Here is a 24562-nt window from a genome sequence, read left to right as displayed (position 1 = left end):
CACTTTGCTTAAGCCACGGCTATCAAACGGATTTCATGTATCAACCTGTCGCGTTATTCATTGGCCTGCGCTACATGCGCGGGCGAGCCTCAGACCGCTTCGGGCGGTTTGTTTCCTGGCTTTCCACCATCGGCATTACGCTGGGGGTGATGGCGTTGGTCACCGTGCTGTCGGTGATGAACGGTTTCGAAAAGGATCTGGAGAACAACATCCTCGGCCTGATGCCGCAGGCGTTGGTCACCAGTCCACAGGGATCGGTCAACCCGCAGCTGCTGCCGGCCTCCGAGGTGCAGAAGCTGCAGGGCGTCACGCGCGTTGCGCCGCTGACCACCGGTGATGTGGTGCTGCAAAGCGCCCGCAGCGTGGCGGTTGGGGTAATGCTTGGCGTCAATCCCGACGAGGCCGATCCGCTAACCCCCTATCTGGTCAACGTCAAGCAGCAACAGCTGCAGCCGGGCCAATACAACATCATCATCGGCGAACAGCTGGCGGGGCAACTGGGCGTCAAGCGCGGCGATTCGCTGCGCGTGATGGTGCCGAGCGCCAGCCAGTTCACACCGATGGGCCGCATCCCCAGCCAGCGCCTGTTCACCCTCATCGGCACCTTCCATGCCAATAGCGAGGTGGACGGCTATCAGCTGTTGGTCAACCAACAGGACGCCTCGCGCCTGATGCGTTACCCGGCCGGCAACATCACCGGCTGGCGCCTGTTCCTGCAACAGCCGCTGACGGTCGATACCCTCAGCCAACAGGCGCTGCCGGCGGGCACCGTCTGGAAAGACTGGCGCGATCGCAAGGGCGAGCTGTTCCAGGCGGTGCGCATGGAGAAGAACATGATGGGGCTGCTGCTCAGCCTGATCGTGGCGGTGGCGGCGTTTAACATCATTACGTCGCTCGGCCTGCTGGTGATGGAGAAGCAGGGCGAGGTTGCCATTCTGCAGACCCAGGGGCTGACCCGCCGCCAGATCATGTCGGTATTCATGGTGCAGGGCGCCAGCGCCGGCATCATCGGTTCGCTGCTCGGCACGCTGCTCGGCGTGCTGCTGGCCACCAACCTGAATAACCTGATGCCGATCCTCGGCGCCTTGATCGACGGCGCTTCGCTGCCGGTGGCGGTCGATCCGCTGCAGGTGACGATCATCGCCGTGGTGGCGATGGCGGTTTCCCTGTTGTCCACGCTTTATCCTTCATGGCGCGCTGCCGCCGTACAACCCGCTGAGGCTTTACGTTATGAGTAACCATCTTTTGTTGCAGTGTGACAACCTGTGCAAGACCTATCAGGAAGGCAACCTGCACACCGACGTGCTGCGCAACGTCAGCTTTGCTATGCAGCAGGGCGAGATGATGGCGATCGTCGGCAGCTCGGGTTCCGGCAAGAGCACCCTGTTGCACCTGCTGGGCGGGTTGGACTCACCGACCTCCGGCGAGGTGATTTTCAAGGGCGAATCGCTGAACGCCATGTCTTCGGCGGCCAAGGCTGAGCTGCGCAACCGCCAGTTGGGCTTCATCTATCAGTTCCACCACCTGTTGCCGGACTTCACCGCGCTGGAAAACGCCGCCATGCCGCTGCTGATCGGCGGCGCCAAACCGGCGCAGGCGCAGGAGAAAGCGCGGGAGATGCTGGCGGCGGTCGGGCTGGAAAAGCGCAGCAAACACCGTCCGTCCGAGCTTTCCGGCGGCGAGCGTCAGCGCGTAGCGATCGCCCGCGCGCTGGTCAACAACCCGGCGCTGGTGCTGGCGGACGAACCGACCGGTAACCTGGATAAACGCACCGCGGACAGCATCTTCGATCTGCTGGGCGAGCTGAACGTGCGTCAGGGCACCGCGTTCCTGGTGGTGACGCACGATCTGCAGCTGGCCAAGCGTCTGAGCCGCCAGCTGGAAATGGCCGACGGCCACCTGCAGGCGCAGCTGACCCTGATGGGGGCCGAGTAATGGCGGGAGCCTCACTGTCCTTCCTGACGGCCCTGCGTTTCAGCCGCGGCCGTAAACGCGGCGGCATGGTGTCGCTGATCTCGGTTATCTCCACCATTGGCATTGCGTTGGGGGTGGCGGTGCTGATCGTCGGCCTGAGCGCGATGAACGGCTTTGAGCGCGAGCTGAAGAACCGCATTCTGGCGGTGGTGCCGCATGGCGAACTCGAACCGGTCAATCAGCCGTTCAGCGGCTGGCCGTCGATTCTGCAACGGGTGGAAAAGGTGCCGGGCATTGTGGCCGCCGCACCGTACATCAACTTTACCGGCCTGATGGAAAACGGCGCGCAGCTGCGCGCGGTGGAAGTCAAAGGCGTTGATCCGCAGCAGGAGAGCCGGCTGAGCGCGCTGCCGCAGTATGTGCAGGGCGACGCCTGGGCCAACTTCAAGCCCGGCGAGCAGCAGGTGATCCTCGGCAAGGGCGTGGCCGACGCGCTGGGCGTCAAGCAGGGCGCCTATGTCACGGTGATGATCCCCAACAGCGACCCGGAAATGAAGCTGCTGCAGCCGAAGCGCATTCGCCTGCATGTGACCGGCATTTTGCAGCTCAGCGGCCAGCTCGATCACAGCCTGGCGCTGGTGCCGTTGGCCGATGCGCAGCAGTATCTCGACATGGGTGACAGCGTCACGGGCATCGCCCTCAAGATGAACGACGTGTTCGCCGCCAACAAACTGGTGCGCGACGCCGGCGAAGTGACCAATTCTTATATCTACATCAAAAGCTGGATCGGCAAGTACGGCTATATGTATCGCGACATCCAGATGATCCGCGCCATCATGTACCTGGCGATGGTGCTGGTGATCGGCGTAGCCTGCTTCAACATTGTCTCTACGCTGGTGATGGCGGTGAAAGACAAAAGCGCCGACATCGCAGTGCTGCGTACCCTGGGCGCCAAAGACGGTTTTATCCGCGCCATCTTCATCTGGTACGGGCTGCTGGCCGGGCTGCTGGGCAGCCTGAGCGGCGTGGTGATCGGGGTGATCGCCTCGCTGCAGCTGACCAACATCATCCGGGGCATCGAGAAACTGGTCGGCCATTCCTTCCTGTCGGGCGATATCTACTTCATCGACTTCCTGCCTTCCGAGCTGCACTGGCTGGATGTGCTGATCGTGCTGGCGACCGCCATCGTGCTGAGCCTGCTGGCCAGTTGGTATCCGGCGAGGCGCGCCAGCCGCATCGATCCGGCGCGGGTGCTGAGCGGACAATAAAACCCACGGGGAGGCAGCGATGCCGCCCCGTTTTTTTAGCCTGGGGATGGGTTATGTACTACGGTTTCGATATGGGCGGCACCAAGATTGAGCTGGGGGTGTTCGACGACAACCTGCGGCGCATTTGGCAAAAGCGGGTGCCGACGCCGCGCGACGATTATCGGCAACTGCTGGCCACGCTGTGCGATCTGACCCTGGAGGCGGATGCGTTTTGCGGCCGGCGCGGCAGCGTCGGCATCGGTATTCCGGGCCTGCCCAACGACGATGACGGCACGCTGTTTACCGCCAACGTGCCGGCGGCGATGGGGCGTCCGCTGCCGCGCGATCTGGCGGCGCTGATCGGGCGCGAGGTGCGGGTCGATAACGACGCCAACTGCTTTACGCTGTCGGAAGCCTGGGACGACGAGTTCCGCCGCTACCCGACGGTGCTGGGCATCATCCTCGGCACCGGCGTAGGCGGCGGCCTGATCGTCGACGGCAAGACGGTGCCTGGGCGCAACTATATCGCCGGCGAGTTCGGCCATTTGCGCCTGCCGGTGGACGCGCTCGAGGTGCTGGGGCGTGATGTGCCTCGCGTTGCCTGCGGGTGCGGCCATCAGGGTTGCATCGAAAATTACATATCGGGCCGCGGTTTCGAATGGATGTACGCCCATTTCTATGGCCGGCGCTTGCCTGCCACCGAGATCATTGCGCATTATCAGGCGGGTGAGCCGCAGGCGGTGGCCCACGTCGACCGCTTTATGGACGTGCTGGCGATCTGCCTGGGCAACCTGCTGACGGTGCTGGATCCGCATTTGGTGGTGATCGGCGGCGGGTTGTCGAACTTCGACGCCATTTATCAGGCGTTGCCGCAGCGGCTGCCGGCTCACCTGCTGCGGGTGGCCCGGCTACCGCGCATCGAGAAAGCGCGCTATGGCGACGCCGGCGGCGTGCGCGGCGCAGCGTTTCTCAATTTGGCTCGCCCAACGTAATGGGCGTTGCGGCCAGGCGTGAATATATGCAGCCAACAACGCCGCAACGTCCAGTAAGAAGGGTAAACAGGGAAAAGTAAGGAGAGAGTTAATGCACACTCGCCATCGGCTGTGTCAGTTTCGCAAGAGTAAGCATGTGCTGCATCAGCGCTTTCGTTCACGTATTTTTCACCGTGACACCATGGCGGCGGCCGAGCTGAAAAAGCCGTTTGTGGTGGTGTTGACCGGGGCCGGCATTTCGGCCGAGTCGGGCATTCGCACCTTCCGCGCCGCGGATGGGCTGTGGGAAGAGCACCGGGTGGAGGACGTCGCCACGCCGGAAGGTTTCCAGCGCGATCCGGCGCTGGTGCAGGCGTTTTACAACGAACGCCGCCGTCAGCTGCAGACGGAGGAGATCGTCCCGAACGCCGCGCACCGCGCGCTGGCGGATCTGGAAGAGTGGCTGGGGGACAACTTCCTGCTGGTCACGCAAAACATCGATAACCTGCATGAGCGCGCCGGCAGCAAGCGGGTGTTGCATATGCACGGCGAATTGCTGAAGGTGCGCTGCACCCAGTCGGGGCAGGTGTTCGAATGGCCCGGCGATCTCAGCGTCGACGATCGTTGCCATTGCTGCCAGTTCCCGGCGCCGCTGCGGCCGCACGTGGTGTGGTTCGGCGAGATGCCGCTGGGCATGGACGACATCTACCAGGCGCTGAGCAAGGCCGATTTCTTCGTCGCCATCGGCACTTCCGGCCACGTCTATCCGGCGGCCGGGTTCGTGCATGAGGCGCGGCTGGGCGGCGCCTATGCGATGGAGCTGAACCTGGAGCCGAGTCAGGTGGAAAGCCAGTTCGACGAGAAACACTACGGTCTGGCCAGTGAAGTGGTGCCGCGTTTTGTGCACAAGTTTCTGGTGGGCAAGGTGGCGCGGGCCGACAGGCCCTGAGAAAGGCATCAGGGCGCACTGCGCGCCCTGATGGGATGGCGGGGCGTATTAGCGCCCGGCTTTCAACTTTTGGAAGTAGCTTTCGTACAGCGTGCTGGCGTCGCCGACGTCGTTTTGCCACTCGCCGTGCTCAATCACCGTCTTATCCGGGTAGAGAGACGGATCGTTGGCGATCTCCGGCGACAGCAGCTTCTTCGCCGCCAGGTTCGGCGTCGGGTAACCGATGGTCTCCGCCACCTGCACCGCGATTTCCGGCCGCAGCAGGAAGTCGATCAGCTTCAGCGCCCCTTCGACGTTGCGCGCGTTGGCCGGAATGGCCAGGCTGTCCATCCAGAAGATCCCGCCTTCCTTCGGCCAGACGATCTCCAGCGGCGTGCCGGCCTGGCGCGCCACAAAGGCCGAACCGTTCCACACCATGCCGACGTTGACTTCCCCTTCCATAAACGGGTTGCCCGGGTTGTCGGAGTTGAAGGCCAGCACGTTTGGCATCAATTTTTGCAGTTCGTGGTAGGCAGCTTCGATCTCCTTCGGATCGGTGGTGTTACCGGAATAGCCCAGCTTGAGCAGCGCCATTTGGAACACTTCGCGTGCGTCGTCAGTCAACAGCAGGCGGCCCTTGTACTGCGGTTGCCACAGATCGGCCCAGGCGGTAACGGTAGAGGGATCTTGCGCGTCGCTGTTAACGCCGATGGCAGTAGCGCCCCAGATGTAAGGAATGGAATAGTCGTTGTTGGGATCGAACGGCTTGTTCAGCAGGGTGGGATCGAGATCCTTGAAGTGGCTGAGCTTGCTCTTGTCGATTTTTTGCAGCATGCCTTCCTTGCTCATCTTGGCGATGAAGTAAGTGGAAGGCACCACCAGATCGTACGCGCCGTCTTTGTAGGTTTTCAGCTTGGCGTACATGCTTTCGTTGGATTCATAGGTGGAATAGATCACCTTGATGCCGGTTTCCTTGGTGAACTGCTCCAGCAGCCCCGGCGGGACGTATTCAGTCCAGTTATAGAAGTACAGTGTCTTGCCGTCAGAGGCGTTTGCAGAGCAGAAACTCAGCGCCATCATCCCGGCTGCGAGCAGATGTGACCACTTTTTCATGCAGCGTATCCTTCAGCAGTAGTGAGCCGAACCCGTATGGGCTGCCGTTTTCGGCCGCGCCATACCCCAGAAAGGGGCCATTATAGGGGCCGGGGCGGGGTGGGTAAAGGCGGTTATCCCGTTGGCAAATCAAGGGGTTCGGCGGCTTAAAGCGCATCACAATTTGTGTGTCTCGCGCTGGACAGGCGGTGAAGCGCGTGCGAAACAATAATTTTGGCGAATAAACGAGGGCGGCGATGAATTTCAAACAGGTCTTCAGCCAGGCGGAGCTCAGCAAGACGGATCTGACGATTTTGCACTGCATTCTCGACAACCCGGACGCCTGCATCGACGACGGCATCCGCGCGGTGTCCGCACGCTGCTACAGTTCCCCCTCGACGCTGGTGCGGCTGGCTAAAAAGCTGGGCTTTCGCGGCTATCTCGAACTGGTCTATTTCATCAAGTTCAACCTGACGATGGCGCCGGCCTACCAGGTGGAACGCCCTACGTCGGCGGCACCGCCGGCCCAGCAGGCGCAGTTTCTCGATCTGCTCGACAGCGGCAAGATCCTGATCCACGGCAGCGGTTTTTCACAGCTGGTGGCGCAGTATATGTACAACAAGTTTATGACGCTGGGCGTAGACAGTTACCTGTCGCTGTGGCCGGATTTCGACATTCTTGACCGCGAGACGCGCTTTCGCTTCGACATGGTGATCGTGATTTCAAAGTCGGGCAACAGCGGCTCGGCGCTGAGCTGGAGCGAGGCGGTGAAGCGTAATCACATTCTGCTGGCGGCCTTCTGCGGCGACGGCGACAGCCCGCTGGCGCAGCAGGCCGATATGACCTTTCTGTTTGAGGATCGGCAAAAATACGATCACGATATCTACTATCCCAACCCATTTTTCGGCCACTGTCTGTTGGGATTCGAGAATGTGATCACCGCCTGGTTTGAACGACGCGGCCGCTGACGGCCGCATCGCACCGTTTAGCGCCAGTGCCTGGCATACTGACGGTGGGCCAGCAGGTACTCCTCCACCAGCGTTTTCGCCAGCGAGTAGGAGTTGACCAGCGGGTGCACCATCAGCGCCTTGATGGCCAGTTGGCGGTTGCCGGTCAGGATCGCCGCCACCGCCAGCCGTTCGTACTCTTTCACCTGCGAAATCAGGTTTTTCTGGGTGTCGGGAATATCGCGCATTTTTACCGGCTGAATACCGGCGCTGCTCAATTCGCAGCTGATTTCGATCACGTCTTCCGGGTGCAGAAAATCGAGCGAGTCGCGGTTTTGCATCGATACCACCACGCGTTTTTGCCGGCCGCTGTTGACCGCCTCCAGAATGTCGATCGCCACCCCGGCATAGCCGCCGCTGTCCGGCTGCTCGATAAACTGTTGCAGCGTCAGCATCTCACGTTTTTTCACCTTGCCCTGGTTGGACTCGCGCTGCATGTAGGAGTTTTCGCGCTGCAGATAATGGTTGAAGTAGACAGAGAAGGCGTGTTCCAACTGGTGGGGGATGTCCAGCTCGCCTAACTCTGACAGCATTTGGCGGTTGATCGCCGCGATTTGTTCGCCGCGGGTCTCGCCGCCCGCGACGATGGCGGCGATCGCCTGCTCACGGTAGTAGTAATAGTAGAGATACTCGTTGAGCATCAAATTGTCCGACAGCGCCACCAGCTCCGGCGAGAAGTATTTCATGCAGGTATCGCGATACAGGCGCGGATCCGCCAGCAACTGTTCCGTGACCGGCTCGCCGTTGACGCGCGCATTGCGGAACCAGGAAAGATGGTTGAGGCCGAAGCAGTCGACGCTCAGTTGGTCTTCGCGGCAGTCCAGCAGCTCGGCCAGTTCGCGGATAAACTCGCTGGGGGCGTCGCAGATGCCGTAGACCCGGCGCTGGAAGCCGGATTTGATGATCGCCTCGGTCACCATGCCGGAAGGATTGGTGAAGTTGAACAAGACCGCCGCCGGCGAGGAAACCTGCTCGATCAGGCGGCAATAGTCGAGGATCGCCGGAATTGAACGCATCGCCATGGCGAAGCCGCCGGCGCCGGTGGTTTCTTGCCCGAGCAACTGGTGATTGAGCGCGATGCGCTCGTCATGGATGCGGCCTTCCTCGCCGCCGATGCGCAGGGTGGTGATGATGTAATCGGCGTCTTGCAGCGCCTGGCGCGGATCGCTGCTGAGGCTGAAAGCAATGTCGCCGCGAATGCGCTGGAATACGCCCTGCGCGAGGGCGCCGTAGATCGCCAGATGGCGCTCATCGGTATCCATAAACACCACTTCGGTAATGCCGATGCGATGGGCGTTATAGGCGATGGATTTGGCGAGGAACGGGGAACGCACGCCGCCGCCGCCGAGAACGGTTAATTTCATTCGATATCTCCCATTAATAAAGCGTTAGAGTGCCGCTAAATATTTCTCTACCTGATTTTTGACCTTGCCGACCGTGACGCCGTAAATCACCTGCACTTCACGGCGATTCTTCACCACGCCTTTGGCGCCGGTACTTTTCAACGCGGCCTCATCCACCCGCGCCATATCCTTTAATTCCACCCGCAGCCGGGTAAAGCAGTTATCGACGGAAATAATGTTTTCCTTGCCACCCAACGCGCGAATAATGATGCCGCTTGGCTCGTCCGGGGTATTTTTGCGGTTCCGGTAATCCTGTTTGGAATAGAGTTTGACGTCCTGATCATCTTCACGGCCCGGCGTCTTCAGATTGAGCTTCAGCACCAGCGTTTTGAACACCAGGTAATACACCGCAAACTGCACCAGCCCGATGACCACATACAGCGGCCAGCGGGTGAGGGAGACCGGCAGCGGCAGGTTGTAGGCCAGGAACTCGACCAGCCCGCTGGCGCCCCAGGGGCGCACTTGGAACAGGTTGCAGGCTACCTGCGAGAGCGCGGTCAACACGGCGTGTATCACCCACAGCAGCGGAGAGATAAACAGGAAGGTGAACTCTATCGGCTCGGTGATGCCGACCAGGATCGAGGTGGTGATGGCCGGGATCAGAATCGCCTTGGCCAGCATTTTCTTTTCCGGTTTGGCGGTGTGATAGAAAGCCAATGCCGCGCCCGACAGGCCGAAGATGGTCACCATCCCTTGCTGCGAGAAACGCAGCGCCTCGTTCATCAGCGGCGAGATGCTTGGGTCGCGCATGTAGGCCAGGAAAATCGCCTGCGAGCCGGAGACGGTCTGGCCGTCTTGTACGATCGAACCGCCGATACTGGTGAGCTGGAACGGCGACCAGATAAAGTGGTGCAGCCCGGTGGGGATCAGAAATTTCTCGAAGAAGCCGTAGACGAATACCCCGAGCGAGCCGGCGCTTTTCATAAAGCCGGTAAGCGCGATCAGGCCCTGTGAGATAGCCGGCCACAGGTAGCTGAAGGCGACGGCGTACAGCATGATGATCGGCGTCATGGCAATCAGCACCAGCTTGGCGCCGCCGTAGACCGAGAACACGCCGTTGAGTTCGACGTTGCACAGGCGGTTATGCACCCAGGCAATCGTGACGCCGAGGATAAGACCGAGGAAAATGCCCATATCTACCACGGTAAATCCCAGCAGTTCCGTTTGCCCGGTGCCGTAATACTCACCGTTGATCTTGGCCGCGACGTGGCCGCTGAATTGCAGATAAGACGAATTGGCGCCGAGGAACATGATAAAGCACATCACCGCGACCAGCGCCGCTTCGCTTTTCTTGTCTTTGGCCAGGCCGTAGGTAATACCGATACAGAAAATCAGCCCGAGATTGCCGAATAACGGCCAGAAGGTATCGCCGATCATTTTACCGATAGAGAAGACGGCGGAATGTTCATTGATTAATGTGGCATTGGTAAGAATAGAACTGAGCGCCAGAATCAGACCGATTACCGGCAGGAAAAATATCGGCCCCATCATGGCTTTGGAGAAAAGCTGCAGCTTGTTTAAGATATTATCGATAATACCTTTCATGGCAGTTCCTTTTTATATTTTAATGGATGACGACGTTGCTGAATAAACTCCCTGAAAGCGAGAAAAATAAGGCACCTTGCCTGGATTCAGTTATAGGGGGAAGTTTTCGCCGCTGCAATCGGCGGGGCGGAAATAGGCACCGATGGTCACTGAGTGACAACCGGTGCCGGTTGTGAAGGGGATCACAACCGGGCGCGGCAGCGCCCGGCGGGAAGGATTATTCTGCCTTGGGCGAGCGATCGCGCATCACCCACTGGCTGGCGATCACCAGCACCAGCGACAGCAGCAGCAAAATGGTGGCCAGCGCGTTGACCTCCGGCGAGACGCCGACTTTCACCATCGAGTAGATCTTCAGCGGCAAAATCTCGTAGCTCGGCCCGGTGACAAAGGAGGAGACGACCACGTCGTCCATCGACAGGGTAAAGCTCAGCAGCCAACCTGCCGCCACCGCCGGCATCGCCAGCGGCAGGATGATTTTGCGCAGGATGGTGAACTCGCTTGCGCCGAGATCGCGCGCGGCTTCCAGCATCTTCACGTCGAAGCCTTTCAGGCGCGCGTAGACGGTCACTACCACGAACGGCAGGCAGAAGGTGATGTGCGAGAACAGCAGCGACCAGAAGCCGAGCGAAATGCCCAGCAGCATGAACAGCACCAGCAGCGAGATGGCCATTACGATGTCCGGTGACATCATCACCACGAACAGCATGCCGCCGACGAACGGCTTGCCGCGGAAGCGGTAGCGGTACAGCGCCACCGCGGTCAGCGAGCCGATCAGGGTGGCGAAGGTAGCGGAAAGCACCGCCATGGTCAGCGAGTGCCCCGCGGCCTGCAGCAGGCTGTCGTTATTCAGCAGCGTGGCGTACCACTTGGTGGTGAATCCTTGCCAGTTGATGCCAAAGCGCGAAGCGTTGAAGGAGTTGACGATCAGGATGACGATCGGGATATACAGATAGGCGTATACCAGCGTCATAAAGCCGCCGCGTAGCAGACGTCCGATCATGCCAGATCCTCCTTCTTGTTCAGCAGGCGGGCGGCCCGGTAATAGACCAGCAGCAACAGCCCCATCACCAGCGTCAGGCAGATGCTGGTGGCCGCGCCGAACGGCCAGTCGCGGATATTGAGGAACTGGCTTTTAATCACGTTGCCGATCAATAGATTCTTGGCGCCGCCCATCAGATCGGCGACGAAGAACAGCCCCATCGCCGGCAGCACCACCAGCAGGCAGCCGGCGATAATGCCCGGCATGGTCAGTGGCACGATGATGCGGATAAAGGTCTGCAGCTTGCTGGCGCCGAGATCGCGCGCCGCCTCCAGGCAGGATTTATCGAGCTTTTCGATGCTGGAGTAGAGCGGCATCACCATAAACGGCAGCAGAATATACACCAGGCCGAGGATCACCGCTTCCGAGGTGTACATGATGCGCAGCGGCTTGTCGATGACGCCGATCCACAGCAGCGCGTCGTTGAGATAGCCGCGGGTGCTGAGAAACAGCTTCAGGCCGTAGATGCGGATCAGCGAGTTGGTCCAGAAGGGCACGATCAGCAGAAACAGCAGCAGTGGCCGCACCTTCTGCGGCAAGCGCGCCAGGATAAAGGCGAACGGATAGCCGATCACCAGGCAGCACAGGGTGGCGATCAGCGCCATGTTCAGCGAGTGCAGCAGCACCTGGGCGTACAACGGGTCGAACAAGCGCCGGTAGTTATCCAGCGTGAACACCATCTGCACCAGGTTGGCGTCGTCGCGGGTCAGGAAGCTGGTGCCGATGATCATCAGGTTCGGCATGAACACGAACAACAGCAGCCAGGCGACGACGCCGACGATCACCACATTCTGGAAGACTTTACGCGATTTCTTCATCGGCCAGCACCACCTCCCAGCTTTCGACCCAGGTCACCGCCATCTTCTGGTTGAGCGAGTGATCGACGTCCGGATCGTCTTCGTTGAAGAACTCGCTGACCATCACCGTTTTGCCGTTCTCCAGCTCGACCACCGACTCCAGCGTCATGCCTTTGTAGTTGCGCTCACGCACGTAACCGATCAACCCGTCGTGCTGCGCGCTGTCGTTCACTTCTTCCACCCGCAGATCTTCCGGGCGCAGCAGCACCTTCAGCTTTTGGCCCGGCTCCACCGGCAGATCGGCATAGATGTCGCACTCGCGGCCTTCGACGTTGGCGCGCACCCGCTGTGAATCGAGGCGCTCCAAAACCACCGCGTCGAAGATGTTAATCTCGCCGATGAAGCTGGCGACGAACAGATTCTTCGGCTCTTCGTAGATCTCACGCGGCGTGCCGTCCTGCTCGATGCGGCCTTCGCGCATCACCACGATGCGGTCCGACATGGTCAGCGCTTCTTCCTGATCGTGGGTGACGAACACGAAGGTGATGCCCAGCTTGCGCTGCAGCGCCTTCAGCTCGTTCTGCATCTGCTTGCGCAGCTTGTAGTCCAGCGCCGACAGCGATTCGTCCAGCAGCAGCACTTTCGGCTTGTTGACCACCGCGCGGGCGATGGCTACGCGCTGCTGTTGGCCACCGGAGAGCTGGCCCGGCCGCCGCTTGGCGAAGTCGTCCAACTGCACCATGCGCAGTGCCTCTTCGACGCGCGGCGTCAGTTCGGCCGCCGGCACCTTTTGCATGCGCAGGCCGAAGGCGACGTTGTCGAACACCGACATGTGCGGAAACAGAGCGTAGCTCTGAAACACGGTGTTGACGTGGCGATGCTCGGCCGCAATGGCGGTGATGTCCTGGCCGTCGAGCGCGATGCGGCCCCGATCGGCGTCTTCCAGACCGGCGATCAGGCGCAGCACCGTGGTTTTGCCACAGCCGGAGGGGCCGAGAATGGTGAGGAATTCGCCGTGATTAATCGTCAGATCCAGATCGGCAATGATGGTTTTGCCATCGAACGCTTTGCTCAGGGCATGCAGTTCAACAAGGGGAGTCGGAGAGGATGTCTCAGTCATTTATCGTATTACTCTATCCCGTGGGCTAATGCAGATAGAACCGCAACTGGAAAAGACTGCCGGAGCTTGCGGGATGCCCGCTGATCAAATGAAGCTCAAACCAGTTACGCCAATGGAAATTTTTCGAGCGCGCATGATAGACGCTGAATGCCGGAATTGAAAGCCGATCCGGCCCAGATGCCGCGTTTTTCATCATGATAGCGACAAATGACCCTGTGATGACAGCATTATTCCTCTCAGAAATCATCACAAAGATTAATGATATTGGCGAATTATGGTTAAAAATGACCTGACGCAATATTTGATCCTGATCGGTTCAGCATAATGAAACGCGATATTCTGAGGGGCCGCTACCATGGACAAATTACTTGACCGCTTTTTCAACTACGTCTCTTTCGACACCCAGTCCAAAGCGAACGTAAAGCATGTGCCGAGCACCGACGGGCAGTTGAAGCTGGCGCGTGCGTTGCAGCAGGAAATGATCGCGCTCGGCTTCGAGCGGGTGTCGCTCAGCGAACACGGCTGCGTGATGGGCACCTGGCCGGGTAACGTCGCCTGGCCGGTGCCGGCGGTCGGTTTTATCGCCCATCTGGATACTTCGCCGGATTTCAGCGGCAAACACGTCAATCCGCAGATCGTCGAGAACTATCGCGGCGGCGACATTGCGCTCGGCATCGGTGATGAAGTGCTGTCGCCGGTGATGTTCCCGATCCTGCACCAGATGCTGGGGCAGACGCTGATCACCACCGATGGCAAAACGCTGCTGGGCGCCGACGACAAGGCCGGCATCGCCGAGATCCTCACCGCCATGGTGCGCCTGCGCGCGCGCAAAATCCCGCACGGCGACATCCGTGTGGCCTTCACCCCGGACGAGGAGGTGGGCAAAGGGGCGCAGCTGTTCGACGTGGCGGCCTTCAATGCCGAATGGGCTTATACCGTGGACGGCGGCGGCGTCGGCGAGTTGGAGTGCGAGAACTTCAACGCCGCCTCGGTGACGATCAAAATCCTCGGTAACAGCGTGCACCCCGGCAGCGCCAAGGGCGTGATGGTCAACGCGCTGTCGCTGGCGACCCGCATTCATCAGGCACTGCCGGCGGACGAAGCGCCGGAGACCACCGAAGGCTACCAGGGCTTTTATCACCTCAGCAGCATCAAGGGCAGCGTGGAGCGCGCCGAAATGCACTATATCTTGCGCGACTTCGAGCGTGAAGGGTTTGAGGCGCGTAAGCGCAAGATGGTGGACATCGCTCGCGAGGTCGGCAAAGGCCTGCCCCGCGATTGCTATATCGAAGTGAGCATCGAAGACAGCTATTACAACATGCGCGAACAGGTGGCGGAGCACCCGCACGTGATTGCGCTGGCGCAGCAGGCGATGCGCGACTGCGACATCGAACCGGTGATGAAACCGATCCGCGGCGGCACCGACGGCGCGCAGCTGTCGTTTCGCGGCCTGCCGTGCCCGAACCTGTTCACCGGTGGCTACAACTACCACGGCAAGCACGAGTTCGTGACGCTGGAGGGCATGGAGCAAGCGGTGGCGGTGATCATGCGCATCGCGGCGCTGGCCGCCGAGCGGGCGCGGTAAACGGGACGCTTGCGATCGGCATAATCGCTTGCCGCAACAAGGCGTTGCTCATAGTGTGGAGGTACATTCCCCACGCATAAGGACCGCATGATGAGCACCGAATACCGTATCGCCAGCCCGCATTTGGCGCAGTTCGTTCAGGCGATTTGGCGCCAGGCCGGCAGTACGGCGCGCGAAGCCGAGCTGGTGGCCGATCATCTGGTGCAGGCCAATCTGGCCGGGCACGATTCGCACGGCGTCGGCATGATCCCCAGCTACATGGCGTCGTTGGCGCAGGGGCAATTACAGCTCAATCAGCACGCCGAAGTGGTGCGCGACGCTGGCGCGGTGCTGACGCTCGACGGCGCGCGCGGCTTCGGTCAGGTGGTGGCCAGCGAAGCGATGGCGCTGGGCATTGAACGCGCCGGCAAGCTGGGCCTGGCGGCGGTGGCGCTGCACAATGCGCACCATATCGGCCGCATCGGCCATTGGGCGGAACAGTGTGCCCGCGCCGGTTTTATCTCGATTCACTTCGTCAACGTGGTGGGCGATCCGATGGTGGCGCCGTTCGGCGGCAGCGATCGCCGCTTCGGCACCAACCCGTTCTGCGCCATTTTCCCGCGGCCGGGCCGAACGCCGCTGCTGTTGGATTTCGCCACCAGCGGCATCGCCTTCGGCAAGACCCGGGTGGCCTATAACAAAGGGCTGTCGGTGGCGCCGGGCTATCTGATCGACGAACACGGGCAACCCACCACCGAACCGAAGGTGATGCACGAAGCGCCGTTCGGGTCACTGTTGCCGTTCGGCTTGCACAAAGGCTATGCGCTGGCGGCGATGTGCGAGATCCTCGGCGGCGCGCTCTCCGGCGGCCGCACCACCCACGACGCTACGCTGAAAGCCGACAGCGACGCCATCTTCAACTGCATGACGACCCTGATCCTCGATCCTCAGGCCTTCGACGCCCCGCAAATGCAGGCCGAGGCCGAAGCGTTTATCGGCTGGGTGAAGGCGTCGCCGCCGAGCGGCGAACAGCCGATCGCGGTGCCGGGAGAATGGGAAGAGGCCAACCGCGCGACGCGGCTGGAGCAGGGCATACCGATAGACGCCAATACCTGGCGGCAGATTTGCGCGGCGGCGGAGCAGGCGGGCATGGCGAATGAAGCGCTGGCCGGCTTTCGCGCGCAGGCGCGGCAGGCATAAAAAAAGCCACCCGGCAGGGTGGCTTGTTCGCGTACTCGCAATCAGTCGTTAAAGTACCAATAGCCGCTGTTGACCAGCGCGGTCAGCAGCGCCAGGAATGACGGATCGTCCACCGCGTCGCCGAGCAGGGCGGCGTCGACGCTGAAGTTTTGGCACAGGGCGTCTGCGGCCTGCAGTTGGTCGGTGTCGATCAGTTCGCCGTTGACGAAGCAGCGATCGCCGACCCGCAGCACGCGCAACCCGCCCAGGCGCTGCAGCGCTTCACCCTGTTGCAGCAGTTCGTAGATTTCCCCGGCCTGATACGGCGGCTCCGGCGGCGCCAGATCCAGCTCGTGGCGAGATTGGGAGATAAACTCGCCGAACCAGTGCTGGAAGTGTTCCGGCTGTTGCACCAGATCCAGCATCATCTGCCGTAAGGCGTCCACTTCCTGCGGCAGGATCTCCGCCGGGTGTTCGCGCAGTTTAACGTCCGGATCGCCGTAGCGTTTGCTGCCCAGCTCGCGCGCCAGCACGTAATCGGCGAAGCCGCTCACCAGCTCGCGGCCGTTCGGCGCGCGGAAGCCCACCGAGTAATTGAGCGCGTTTTCCAGCGCGTAGCCTTCATGCGGGAAGCCCGGCGGAATGTAGAGAATGTCGCCCGGCTCCATCTCTTCGTCGATGATGGCGTCGAACGGTTCGACCTGCAGCAGATCCGGGTGCGGGCAGTGCTGTTTCAGCGGCGTTTTTTCCCCGACGCGCCAGCGGCGGCGGCCGGTGCCCTGAATGATGAACACGTCGTACTGATCGAGATGCGGGCCGACGCCGCCACCCGGCACCGAGAAGGAGATCATCAGGTCATCCATCCGCCAGTCCGGCAGCTGGCGGAACGGGCGCATCAGCGCGGCGGAAGGCTCATGCCAGTGGTCCACCGCCTGCACCAGCAGCGACCAGTTGTTTTCGCTCAGGTGATCGAAGCTCTCGAAGGGGCCGTGCGCAACCTGCCAACGGCCGTCCTGGTGGCTGACCAGGCGGCTGTCCACTTCGTTTTCCATCGCCAGCCCGGCCAGCTCATCCGGGGAGATCGGATCGATAAAGTTTTTGAAGCCGCGCTTCAGAATCACCGGACGCTTTTGCCAATAGCGTTGCAAAAAATCGTTCCAGTCCAGATCTAATTGATAATCCATGTTCTATTCCAGGATAGAGGAGTGAGCCTGAGTGCGATTATAACGGAAGTTTGGCCCCGTGGATCGGGGCCGCAGCGGCATAATTTACTCGTTGTGGTGGGTGTCGTGCTGGCGGGCGAAGGTGACCTGCATGCGCGCGCCGCCGAGCGGACTGTCGCTGATGACGATTTCGCCGTCGTATTGCTCGATGATCTCCGCCGCCACCGACAGGCCAAGGCCCTGGCCGGGGCGCAGGGTATCCACCCGCTGGCCGCGCTGGAAGATCAGCTGGCGCTTGCTTTCCGGGATGCCCGGGCCGTCGTCGTCGATGACGATGGTGAGATTTTTCTCTGAGTGCAGCGAGGTGATTTCCACGAACTCCAGGCAGTATTTGCAGGCGTTTTCCAACACGTTGCCCATCACTTCCATAAAGTCGTTCTTCTCGCCCATAAAGGTCACTTCCGGCGAGATATCCAGCGTGATCACCACCCCTTTGCGCTGGTAAACCTTGTTCAGCGCCACCACCAGGCTGTCGAGCAGCGCCGGCACCGAGTGGATCTCGCGCGTCAGCACCGTCTGGCCGGAGTTGATGCTGGCCCGGTGCAGGTAGTAACCGATTTGCTGAGAGATGCGCCCGATCTGATCCAGCATGATCGGCTCGGCTTCTTCGATGGTGGTCTGCTTGCCGCTGCGCAGCGAGCGCAGGGTGCTTTGCAGCACCGCCAGCGGCGTTTTCAGGCTGTGGGTCAGATCCGACAGGGTGGTGCGATATTTGGTGTAGCGCTGGCGCTCGTTGCGCACCAGAATGTTCAGATTGCGCACCAGCCCGCGCAGCTCGCTGGGCGGATTCTCATCCAACTGATCGCGCTCGCCGTTCTCCAGTTCGCCCACCTGATTGACCAGCGCCTTGATCGGCCGTAGGCTCCAGTAGGCCGCCAGCCACAGCAGTGGCACCACCAGCAGCAGGTTGGCCAGCAGCACGTAGCTGAACCACTCCCACACCACGTCTGAGCGCTGCAGCTCCTGCGGAATGCTGTCGACCACCACGATGGTCAACGCCGGCAGCCGCGCCGTGGCGGCATAGGTGTTGACCGCCACCGAGTGCGTCAGCGCGTTCTGATCGGTATCGTCATAATTCTTCAGCTGATCCTGCGCTTTGGGGTTATCCCCCAGCACTTCGCTACTGATGCGGGTATCGGTGTCAATTTCGTAGAAGCCGGACTCTTCCAGCCATTCCTTGTTGATCAGCTTCTCCAGCTCCGGCACTTTGCGCTGGCTCCAGAGCAGGTTGCCCTTATCGTCGTAGATAAAGACCAGCGTCGGGAAGTTGAGATCGATATCGGGGGGGATGGCGATGGTGAGCTTGTTGTCTTTCCACTGAGCCAGGCTGAAGAACAGGTTGCTCTCGCCGCGCAGCAGGCGGAAGGCGGTCTTGTCGAAGCTGACGATGTAGCCGACGACCGCCACCAAACCGTAAGAGAGCGACAGCGCCAGGATCACCCCGGCGGTCGCCATCAGGAAGCGGGCGCGCAGCGAAAACGGTTTTTTATTCTTGTTGAACATCATGTTCACTTCGCGTCAAAACGATAACCCTGGCCACGTACCGTGGTGATCACTTCATGCGGGTATTCCGCCTGCACCTTTTTACGCAAACGTCCCATCAGCACGTCGATGGTGTGGCTTTCGCGCAGTTCGGCGTCCGGGTAGAGCTGCAGCATCAACGAATCCTTGCTCACCACCTTGCCGGCGTTGCGGATCAGGGTCTCGATGATGGTGTATTCAAAAGCGGTCAGCTTGATCTGCCGATCGTTGACGCTCAGTTCGCGGCGCGACAGATCGATCTGGAACGGGGGCAGCACGATCACCTGCGAAGCCAGGCCGCTGTTGCGGCGCATCAGCGCCTGCATGCGGGCGATCACTTCTTCCAGGTGGAACGGCTTGGTGACATAGTCGTCGGCGCCGGCTTCCAGCACCGCCACTTTGTCCTGCCAGCTTTCGCGGGCGGTCAGCACCAGGATCGGCAGTTTGGTCTGGTGCGCGCGCCAACGGCGGATCAGGCTCAGGCCGTCTTCGCCCGGCAGGCCGAGATCGACGATGGCAATATCCGGCGCGTGTTCCTGCAGGAAATAATCGGCTTCCTTGGCGTCTTCGGCCGCGTCGACCTGATGGCCCATCTCGCGCATCTGAACGGAAAGGTGGTGGCGCAGCAAACCATTATCTTCAACAACCAGTACTCGCATGGCGAACTCCTGTGACTGTGCGGGTGAACGTCCTGTCACCCACGCGATAAAAGGGAACACGCTCTGCGGCGTGTCAGGGGATAACGCGGCCACCTGAACCATTTTGACAAAAAGTGCTGAGGCTATGGTAGGTATAACCCGCCCGGCTCGCAAGAGAACCGAAGCAATGTATTAAAATAAGCGTTATCAATTTGTTCGCCGACATTATCGACAACTTCTGATAAACGTCGGATAAACAGCGACGGGGCAACGTTAAACGCAACTTAAACGCGCCAGGCATTGTCGCGAAAGCAAAATGTGAACCGGGGCGCTTGATAAGCTTTAAAGGTACTAATAAGGTATTATCGAGGTATCGGCATATTTTCTCAGGAGCGACGGATGAAGCAGTTAACCCAGGCAGAACGCATAGCGGGCGCACTTTACGGACAGATGCTGGGCGACGCGCTCGGCATGCCTTCCGAGCTGTGGCCGCGCGAGCGGGTTAAGCGCCATTTCGGTTGGATAGACGGTTTCCTTGATGGGCCGGCGGAGAACTCGGCCGCCTGCTACTTCAAGGCCGGGCAATATACCGACGATACCGCGATGGCGTTAGCGCTGGCCGATGCGCTGCGGGAAGCGAAAGGCGAGGTGGTGCCAGAGTTGATCGCCCGCAATGTGATCCGCTGGGTGGACAGTTTTGACGCCTTCAACAAGAACATTCTCGGCCCCAGTTCCAAACTGGCGCTGAGCGAGCAGAAAGCGGGAACGCCGATCGCCGAGTTGGAAAACAACGGCATCACCAACGGTGCGGCGATGCGCATTTCGCCTTTAGGCTGCGTGCTGCCGTCTGCGCCGCTGGAGGAGTTCTGTCAGCAGGTGTGGCTGGCCTCCAGCCCGACGCACAAATCTGACATCGCCGTCGCCGGGGCCGTCGCGATCGCTTGGGCGGTTGCGCGGGCGGTGGAGGGCGCGGACTGGGCCTCGATTCGCCTGGCGCTGCCGGGCGTGGCGGAGTATGCCCAGCGCCGTCAGGAGACGACATTCAGCCCCTCGTTGGCGGCGCGTATCGAGCTGGCGTTTCAGGTGGTGGATGAAGCCAGCGATCCCGAGCAGGCCTCCGAGCGGGTGTATCAACTGATCGGCGCCGGGGTCAGCACCATCGAGTCGGTGCCGGCGGCGCTGGCGATGGTGCAGCTGGCGCAAACCGACCCTACCCGGTGCGCCGTGCTGTGCGCCAACCTGGGCGGCGATACCGACACCATCGGTGCGATGGCCACTGCGATTTGCGGCGCGCTGCATGGCGCTGAAGCGATCGAAGCCGGGTTGCTGGCGGAGTTAAAACGGATGAATCCGCTGGATATCGAGGCTTACGTTCAGGCGTTCGTGCGCTTTCGCCGCCGCCGGCAGGGCGAGGCATAACGGATCAGCTTTCGCTGGTAAACTCGTACATGTCGCTGCGGCAGAAGCTTTCGCTGTATTCGATCGGCTTCTTGCTGTGGTCGAACAGCGTTTGACGCACGATCAGCAGCGGCATCGGTTCTGATAATTGCAGCGCCCGGCGGATGTCGTCGTCGGCCATCGCCGCGCTGACCTGGCTGCGCAGCGATCCCATTTCGACGTTATTGCGCCGGAAGTAGTCGTACAGCGAGATGCCGATCTCGTCGACGTTGGCAATCGCCGCCACCACCACGTAGGACACCGCCACCGACATCGGCCGCCGATCGATCAAGTGAATGCGTTTGAGTGTGTAGATCGGCGTTCCGGCCGCCAGCTGCAGCTTTTCAGCCAGTTCGGCGCTGGCGGGTACCCGCTCGCGGCTGATCCATTGCGTATCTGGCCGGCGCCCCTGCTGTAACACCTCGCTCGAGAATCCTTTGACGTCTGCCAAAGAATAGAACAGCTTCGGTTCGGGCCGTTGCAGTTGGATAAAGGTGCCGTAACCGCGTGAACGGCCGATGAGGCCGTCCTGCTCGAGGCAGGCCAACGCTTTGCGTACCGTGATGCGCGAGATGCCGAGCCGTTCGGTGAACAGGCGCTCGCTGGGCAAAAAATCCCCCGCATTCAGCAATCCTTGATCGATAGCCTGGCGCACCGAGGCGTTGAAGCGCAAATACAGCGGCATCGCGCCCGCGCTGGCCAGATCCTGCTGCAGTTTGTCCAGCAGACGCTGGTTGGTCTCCTTGCTCATAGCCGACGGAAATCCTGTAGCCGCATTGCGATGGCTTATTTAAGGGGATTTCGCCGGGCAGCGCAACTGCCGCCGCCCGGCGATAACGATGGGTGGGCATAGGATGCCCACTGGTTCATGGCTGAGACGGGTTATCGCCGGAGCGAATGTTTTTCACCTGATCGGCGCTGACCGCCGGGGCGCTGTTACCCCAACTGGTGCGCACGAAGGTCGCGAGCTGAGCGACCTGTTCATCGCTCAACCGCCAACCGAAGTCCGGCATGGTCAGGCCGGTAGGTGCACCGATGGTTACCGGCGTCCGTGAGCCGTAGAGGATGATGCTGATCAGCGACGACGGATCTTCGCTCAGCAACGCCGGATTGCGTGCCAGCTGAGGAAACGTGTTGCGATACCCCTGGCCGTCGCTACGGTGGCAGGCAGCGCAGTTGTCCAGGTAGGTTTGTGCGCCGGGCGTGTTGACCTTACCGGTGAACAACGCCTGGGCGATGCTGTCGTTGCGCGGCGGCGATGACTTCTCATCACCGGCAGGCAGCGATTTCAGGTAGACCGCGATCGCTTTCAGATCGTCATCGTTCAGATGTTGCGTGCTGTCCTGTACCACCTCCACCATTGAGCCGAAGGCGGCGAAACGTTGGGTATGGCCGGTTTTCAGAAAGCGCGTGATCTCCTGCGCACTCCAGTCCCCTAAGCCGCTGGCGGTATCGGCGCGCAGGTTAGCGGCATGCCAGCCCTCCAACGTCCCGCCGCTCAGATAGGCTGTATCGCTTTGGCTGAGCGCCTTTTCCTGGAAGCCGATACCGCGCGGCGTGTGACATGTGCCGCAGTGACCGAGCCCCTGAACCAGATAGGCACCGCGATTCCACTCGGCGCCGCGCTGCGCATCCGGCTGATAAACACCGTCTTCGCGAAAGATCAGATCCCACAATGCCAGCGGCCAACGCATGCTGAGCGGCCAGGGAATGTCGCTTTCCCGATTCGGCTGCGCCACTGCGCTGACCTTTTGCGTGAAATACAGATAAAGATCGCGGATATCGTCATCGCTGATTTTGGCAAACGACGGGTAGGGCATGGCCGGGTACAGCCGCCTGCCGTCGCGCGCGATGCCTTTGCGAAGCGCATCGGCGAACTCGGGCAGGCTGTACCCGCCGATACCGGTTTGGCGATCGGGCGTGATGTTGGTGGAGTAAATAGCGCCGATCGGCGTGGTCATCTTCAGGCCACCTGCGAAGAGGGCGCCGCCGGGCGCGGTGTGGCAGGCCGCGCAATCCCCTGCGCGCGCCAGATATTCACCGTGTTCAATTCGCGCCGTGGAAGGGAGGGCGTCGGCCGCCTTAACCGCACCTGCGGCGAGCAACAGCAGCACCGGCAATGTGGGTGTAAATCCTTTCATCTTGAGCTCCTTAGGCGTTATGCCTGCACCAGCGGGCCAGGGTTTTTCAGGTATTGCTCGCGGATCGCTTCGGCAGAGTGATAAGCCAGCGCGCCGACGATGCCGGTTGGGTTGTAGGCCAGGTTCTGCGGGAATGCACAGGCGCCAGTGACGAATACATTGGGCACGTCCCAGCATTGCAGGTATTTGTTCACCACGCTGGTGACCGGATTGTCGCCGATGATGGCACCGCCGGTAGTGTGAGTGGATTGGTAGGGGCGCACGTCATAATGATCGCCGGTTTTTCTTACCGAGATAGCCATCTGCTTTGGTTTCATAGCGTTGGCGATGTCCGCCATTTTAGCGGTGATATGCTGGGTCATTTTGATCTCATTCGATTTCCAGTCGAAGGTCATACGCAGCAGAGGCTGACCGTAGGCGTCTTTATAGGTGGGATCCAAATCCAGATAGCAATCGCGGTATGGCATCACCGATCCTTCCGAGCCGATGCTCATTGAGTGCGGGTAATTGTCGCGGATGCCTTGTTTCCAGCCGCTGCCCCAGTTCGGCGTGCCCGGCGGCAGCATCATTTGCTGGATAGGCCGACCGCCGGTGCGGGTGGCGGAGATGTAGGCGCCGCCGATAAAACCGAGATCGGCGTGGTCGAAGTTTTCCCCGTTAAGATCGTCGATCACCGTTCCGGCGGCACCGGCGCCGATAAAGGGATTGAAATGGGTATCGCGATCGTAAAAGAGAGAAATGCCGCTGTTCATTTGATAGGCGTAGTTCTTGCCGACCACGCCCTCACCAGTGACCGGATCATAGGGTTTTCCGATGCCGGAAAGCAGCAGCAGGCGAACATTATGGAGTTGGAAAGCGCTGAGGATCACCAGATCGGCGGGTTGCTCTACTTCACGCCCTTGCTCGTCGATGTAGGTGACGCCGGTGGCCTTTTTGCCGCTGCTGTCCAGATTGACCTTGATCACCTGCGCCTGGGTGCGCAGCTCAAAGTTTTTACGCTGTGTCAGTACCGGCAGGATGGTCGACTGCGGCGAGGCCTTGGAGTACATGAAGCAGCCGAAACGTTCGCAGTAACCGCAGAAGTTACAGGGGCCAAGCTGCACGCCGTACGGGTTGGTATAGGGTTCGGAACAGTTGGCGGCGGGGATAGCAAACGGATGGTAGCCTAGCGATTCGGCGGCTTTGCCAAACAGTGAGCCCGAGTAGAGCTGTTTAAGCGGCGGCGTCGGGTAGTCATTGCTACGCGGCCCTTCGAACGGATTGCCGCCCTTGATGAGCTCACCCTGCAGATTACCGGCCTTACCGGCGGTGCCGCACACCTTCTCGAACTTGTCGAAGTAAGGCTCCAACTCCTGGTAGCTGAGGGGGTAGTCCTGTAACGTCATGCCTTCCGGGATCCAGTTGGCGCCGTATTTTTCAGTGAGGGTGGTGTGCAGTTTGAGATCGGAAGGCAGGGCGCGCCAGTGCATGCCGTTCCAGTGTACGCCGGCTCCGCCGACGCCGTTGCCCGGCAAAAAAGAGCCGAGCTGGCGATAAGGCACCGCGAAATCCGCCGGCGTATGGCGCACGGTGACGGTTTCATGCGCCATTTCCTGCGCCAGCTTGAGGCGAATGCCGTAAGTCAGTTCATCGGCGATACGCGGATAAGCGAAATCAGGGTAGGTATCGCGCCGTTCACCGCGTTCCAGCGCCAGCACCTGCAGGCCGCTGTCGGTCAATTCCATTCCCATAATGGCGCCGGTCCAGCCAAAGCCGACGATCACCACATCTACCGGTGGTTTTTTTATTGTGCTCAT

The 24562-nt window shown here is 60.6% G+C and carries 22 protein-coding genes; 9 read left to right on the top strand and 13 right to left on the bottom strand.

Translation table 11 applies throughout. The features are described from left to right. Positions 1–35: 35 nt before the first annotated feature. The 5 genes from lolC to cobB all read left to right on the top strand — a co-directional run bounded on the left by lolC (position 36) and on the right by cobB (position 5081). Positions 36–1238: a lipoprotein-releasing ABC transporter permease subunit LolC gene (gene lolC, locus RE418_RS20810; protein WP_089180803.1), complete on the top strand. Its 1203-nt coding sequence runs from the start codon at positions 36–38 to the stop codon at positions 1236–1238. Then, complete coding sequence (lolD, locus tag RE418_RS20805; protein ID WP_004941120.1) at positions 1231–1935, top strand: lipoprotein-releasing ABC transporter ATP-binding protein LolD; 705 nt, start codon at positions 1231–1233, stop codon at positions 1933–1935. Before lolC ends, lolD begins: the two co-directional genes overlap by 8 nt. After that, positions 1935–3182, top strand: a complete 1248-nt coding sequence (lolE, locus tag RE418_RS20800) for a lipoprotein-releasing ABC transporter permease subunit LolE (protein ID WP_025302503.1) — start codon at positions 1935–1937, stop codon at positions 3180–3182. The genes lolD and lolE overlap by 1 nt, the downstream gene beginning before the upstream one ends. 53 nt (positions 3183–3235) lie before the next feature. After that, the gene (gene nagK / locus RE418_RS20795; protein WP_089180804.1) at positions 3236–4153 is read left to right on the top strand and encodes an N-acetylglucosamine kinase; all 918 of its coding nucleotides are present in this window, start codon (positions 3236–3238) and stop codon (positions 4151–4153) included. A gap of 91 nt (positions 4154–4244) precedes the next feature. After that, on the top strand, positions 4245–5081 hold the full coding sequence (gene cobB / locus RE418_RS20790) for a Sir2 family NAD+-dependent deacetylase (RefSeq protein WP_016928086.1): 837 nt from the start codon (positions 4245–4247) through the stop codon (positions 5079–5081). Between the two features lie 48 nt (positions 5082–5129). Here cobB and potD read toward each other — a convergent pair whose 3' ends face one another. Next, on the bottom strand, positions 5130–6173 hold the full coding sequence (gene potD, locus RE418_RS20785) for a spermidine/putrescine ABC transporter substrate-binding protein PotD (protein ID WP_049207158.1): 1044 nt from the start codon (positions 6171–6173) through the stop codon (positions 5130–5132). A 236-nt stretch (positions 6174–6409) separates the two neighbouring features. Between potD and RE418_RS20780 the strand changes: the two genes are divergently transcribed. Continuing rightward, positions 6410–7120, top strand: a complete 711-nt coding sequence (locus RE418_RS20780) for a MurR/RpiR family transcriptional regulator (RefSeq protein WP_025302506.1) — start codon at positions 6410–6412, stop codon at positions 7118–7120. A 17-nt stretch (positions 7121–7137) separates the two neighbouring features. Here RE418_RS20780 and RE418_RS20775 read toward each other — a convergent pair whose 3' ends face one another. The 6 genes from RE418_RS20775 to RE418_RS20750 form a co-directional block, all read right to left on the bottom strand. Next, the gene (locus RE418_RS20775; protein WP_089180805.1) at positions 7138–8523 is read right to left on the bottom strand and encodes a glycoside hydrolase; all 1386 of its coding nucleotides are present in this window, start codon (positions 8521–8523) and stop codon (positions 7138–7140) included. A 24-nt stretch (positions 8524–8547) separates the two neighbouring features. After that, positions 8548–10107 carry a PTS transporter subunit EIIC gene (locus RE418_RS20770; RefSeq protein ID WP_025302508.1) on the bottom strand — a complete coding sequence of 520 codons (1560 nt, stop codon included), beginning with the start codon at positions 10105–10107 and terminating at the stop codon, positions 8548–8550. A 217-nt stretch (positions 10108–10324) separates the two neighbouring features. Then, positions 10325–11107, bottom strand: coding sequence for a spermidine/putrescine ABC transporter permease PotC (gene potC / locus RE418_RS20765; protein WP_043141506.1), 783 nt, complete (start codon positions 11105–11107; stop codon positions 10325–10327). Continuing rightward, positions 11104–11964 (bottom strand): spermidine/putrescine ABC transporter permease PotB, encoded by an 861-nt coding sequence (gene potB / locus RE418_RS20760; protein WP_025302510.1) that lies wholly within the window; start codon positions 11962–11964, stop codon positions 11104–11106. Before potB ends, potC begins: the two co-directional genes overlap by 4 nt. Then, positions 11948–13063 (bottom strand): spermidine/putrescine ABC transporter ATP-binding protein PotA, encoded by a 1116-nt coding sequence (potA, locus tag RE418_RS20755; RefSeq protein ID WP_089180806.1) that lies wholly within the window; start codon positions 13061–13063, stop codon positions 11948–11950. The genes potB and potA overlap by 17 nt, the downstream gene beginning before the upstream one ends. A 25-nt stretch (positions 13064–13088) precedes the next feature. Beyond that, positions 13089–13361 carry a hypothetical protein gene (locus RE418_RS20750; protein ID WP_145956978.1) on the bottom strand — a complete coding sequence of 91 codons (273 nt, stop codon included), beginning with the start codon at positions 13359–13361 and terminating at the stop codon, positions 13089–13091. Positions 13362–13418: 57 nt separating this feature from the next. On the opposite strand from RE418_RS20750, the gene pepT reads away from it, so the two are divergent. Together pepT and RE418_RS20740 are read left to right on the top strand one after the other, a co-directional pair. Beyond that, positions 13419–14648: a peptidase T gene (pepT, locus tag RE418_RS20745; RefSeq protein ID WP_004941154.1), complete on the top strand. Its 1230-nt coding sequence runs from the start codon at positions 13419–13421 to the stop codon at positions 14646–14648. A gap of 90 nt (positions 14649–14738) precedes the next feature. Beyond that, complete coding sequence (locus tag RE418_RS20740; protein ID WP_043141499.1) at positions 14739–15827, top strand: malate/lactate/ureidoglycolate dehydrogenase; 1089 nt, start codon at positions 14739–14741, stop codon at positions 15825–15827. 41 nt (positions 15828–15868) lie between these two features. On the opposite strand, the gene RE418_RS20735 is transcribed toward RE418_RS20740, so the two are convergent. The 3 genes from RE418_RS20735 to phoP all read right to left on the bottom strand — a co-directional run bounded on the left by RE418_RS20735 (position 15869) and on the right by phoP (position 19209). Next, a complete protein-coding gene (locus tag RE418_RS20735; protein ID WP_033638200.1) occupies positions 15869–16990 on the bottom strand; it encodes a cupin domain-containing protein in 1122 nt (373 codons plus the stop codon). 84 nt (positions 16991–17074) lie between these two features. After that, positions 17075–18532, bottom strand: a complete 1458-nt coding sequence (phoQ, locus tag RE418_RS20730; protein ID WP_025160271.1) for a two-component system sensor histidine kinase PhoQ — start codon at positions 18530–18532, stop codon at positions 17075–17077. Between the two features lie 5 nt (positions 18533–18537). After that, positions 18538–19209 carry a two-component system response regulator PhoP gene (gene phoP, locus RE418_RS20725; protein ID WP_025302513.1) on the bottom strand — a complete coding sequence of 224 codons (672 nt, stop codon included), beginning with the start codon at positions 19207–19209 and terminating at the stop codon, positions 18538–18540. Between the two features lie 378 nt (positions 19210–19587). On the opposite strand from phoP, the gene RE418_RS20720 reads away from it, so the two are divergent. Further along, entirely contained in the window at positions 19588–20607 is a 1020-nt protein-coding gene (locus tag RE418_RS20720; protein WP_025302514.1) for an ADP-ribosylglycohydrolase family protein, read from the top strand. A 4-nt stretch (positions 20608–20611) separates the two neighbouring features. Here RE418_RS20720 and RE418_RS20715 read toward each other — a convergent pair whose 3' ends face one another. From RE418_RS20715 to RE418_RS20705, 3 genes are all read right to left on the bottom strand, one after another. After that, positions 20612–21376 carry a GntR family transcriptional regulator gene (locus RE418_RS20715; protein WP_025302515.1) on the bottom strand — a complete coding sequence of 255 codons (765 nt, stop codon included), beginning with the start codon at positions 21374–21376 and terminating at the stop codon, positions 20612–20614. Between the two features lie 115 nt (positions 21377–21491). Beyond that, a complete protein-coding gene (locus RE418_RS20710) occupies positions 21492–22766 on the bottom strand; it encodes a cytochrome c (protein WP_089180807.1) in 1275 nt (424 codons plus the stop codon). A 17-nt stretch (positions 22767–22783) separates the two neighbouring features. After that, the gene (locus RE418_RS20705; protein ID WP_025302517.1) at positions 22784–24562 is read right to left on the bottom strand and encodes a GMC family oxidoreductase; all 1779 of its coding nucleotides are present in this window, start codon (positions 24560–24562) and stop codon (positions 22784–22786) included.

Source organism: Serratia sp. szju, from assembly GCF_044594185.1.
Classification (GTDB): domain Bacteria; phylum Pseudomonadota; class Gammaproteobacteria; order Enterobacterales; family Enterobacteriaceae; genus Serratia; species Serratia bockelmannii.
The sequence above is the reverse complement of the archived record's forward strand: the minus strand, read 5'-3'. Positions and strand labels throughout refer to the sequence as shown.

Excerpts from the sequence above, each read along its gene's own strand:
- lolC (WP_089180803.1), top strand. The coding sequence starts at position 36 with ATGTATCAACCTGTCGCGTTATTCATTGGCCTGCGCTACATGCGCGGG.
- lolD (WP_004941120.1), top strand. The coding sequence starts at position 1,231 with ATGAGTAACCATCTTTTGTTGCAGTGTGACAACCTGTGCAAGACCTAT.
- lolE (WP_025302503.1), top strand. The coding sequence starts at position 1,935 with ATGGCGGGAGCCTCACTGTCCTTCCTGACGGCCCTGCGTTTCAGCCGC.
- nagK (WP_089180804.1), top strand. The coding sequence starts at position 3,236 with ATGTACTACGGTTTCGATATGGGCGGCACCAAGATTGAGCTGGGGGTG.
- cobB (WP_016928086.1), top strand. The coding sequence starts at position 4,245 with ATGCACACTCGCCATCGGCTGTGTCAGTTTCGCAAGAGTAAGCATGTG.
- potD (WP_049207158.1), bottom strand. The coding sequence starts at position 6,173 with ATGAAAAAGTGGTCACATCTGCTCGCAGCCGGGATGATGGCGCTGAGT.
- RE418_RS20780 (WP_025302506.1), top strand. The coding sequence starts at position 6,410 with ATGAATTTCAAACAGGTCTTCAGCCAGGCGGAGCTCAGCAAGACGGAT.
- RE418_RS20775 (WP_089180805.1), bottom strand. The coding sequence starts at position 8,523 with ATGAAATTAACCGTTCTCGGCGGCGGCGGCGTGCGTTCCCCGTTCCTC.
- RE418_RS20770 (WP_025302508.1), bottom strand. The coding sequence starts at position 10,107 with ATGAAAGGTATTATCGATAATATCTTAAACAAGCTGCAGCTTTTCTCC.
- potC (WP_043141506.1), bottom strand. The coding sequence starts at position 11,107 with ATGATCGGACGTCTGCTACGCGGCGGCTTTATGACGCTGGTATACGCC.
- potB (WP_025302510.1), bottom strand. The coding sequence starts at position 11,964 with ATGAAGAAATCGCGTAAAGTCTTCCAGAATGTGGTGATCGTCGGCGTC.
- potA (WP_089180806.1), bottom strand. The coding sequence starts at position 13,063 with ATGACTGAGACATCCTCTCCGACTCCCCTTGTTGAACTGCATGCCCTG.
- pepT (WP_004941154.1), top strand. The coding sequence starts at position 13,419 with ATGGACAAATTACTTGACCGCTTTTTCAACTACGTCTCTTTCGACACC.
- RE418_RS20740 (WP_043141499.1), top strand. The coding sequence starts at position 14,739 with ATGAGCACCGAATACCGTATCGCCAGCCCGCATTTGGCGCAGTTCGTT.
- RE418_RS20735 (WP_033638200.1), bottom strand. The coding sequence starts at position 16,990 with ATGGATTATCAATTAGATCTGGACTGGAACGATTTTTTGCAACGCTAT.
- phoQ (WP_025160271.1), bottom strand. The coding sequence starts at position 18,532 with ATGTTCAACAAGAATAAAAAACCGTTTTCGCTGCGCGCCCGCTTCCTG.
- phoP (WP_025302513.1), bottom strand. The coding sequence starts at position 19,209 with ATGCGAGTACTGGTTGTTGAAGATAATGGTTTGCTGCGCCACCACCTT.
- RE418_RS20720 (WP_025302514.1), top strand. The coding sequence starts at position 19,588 with ATGAAGCAGTTAACCCAGGCAGAACGCATAGCGGGCGCACTTTACGGA.
- RE418_RS20715 (WP_025302515.1), bottom strand. The coding sequence starts at position 21,376 with ATGAGCAAGGAGACCAACCAGCGTCTGCTGGACAAACTGCAGCAGGAT.
- RE418_RS20710 (WP_089180807.1), bottom strand. The coding sequence starts at position 22,766 with ATGAAAGGATTTACACCCACATTGCCGGTGCTGCTGTTGCTCGCCGCA.
- RE418_RS20705 (WP_025302517.1), bottom strand. The coding sequence starts at position 24,562 with ATGAGCACAATAAAAAAACCACCGGTAGATGTGGTGATCGTCGGCTTT.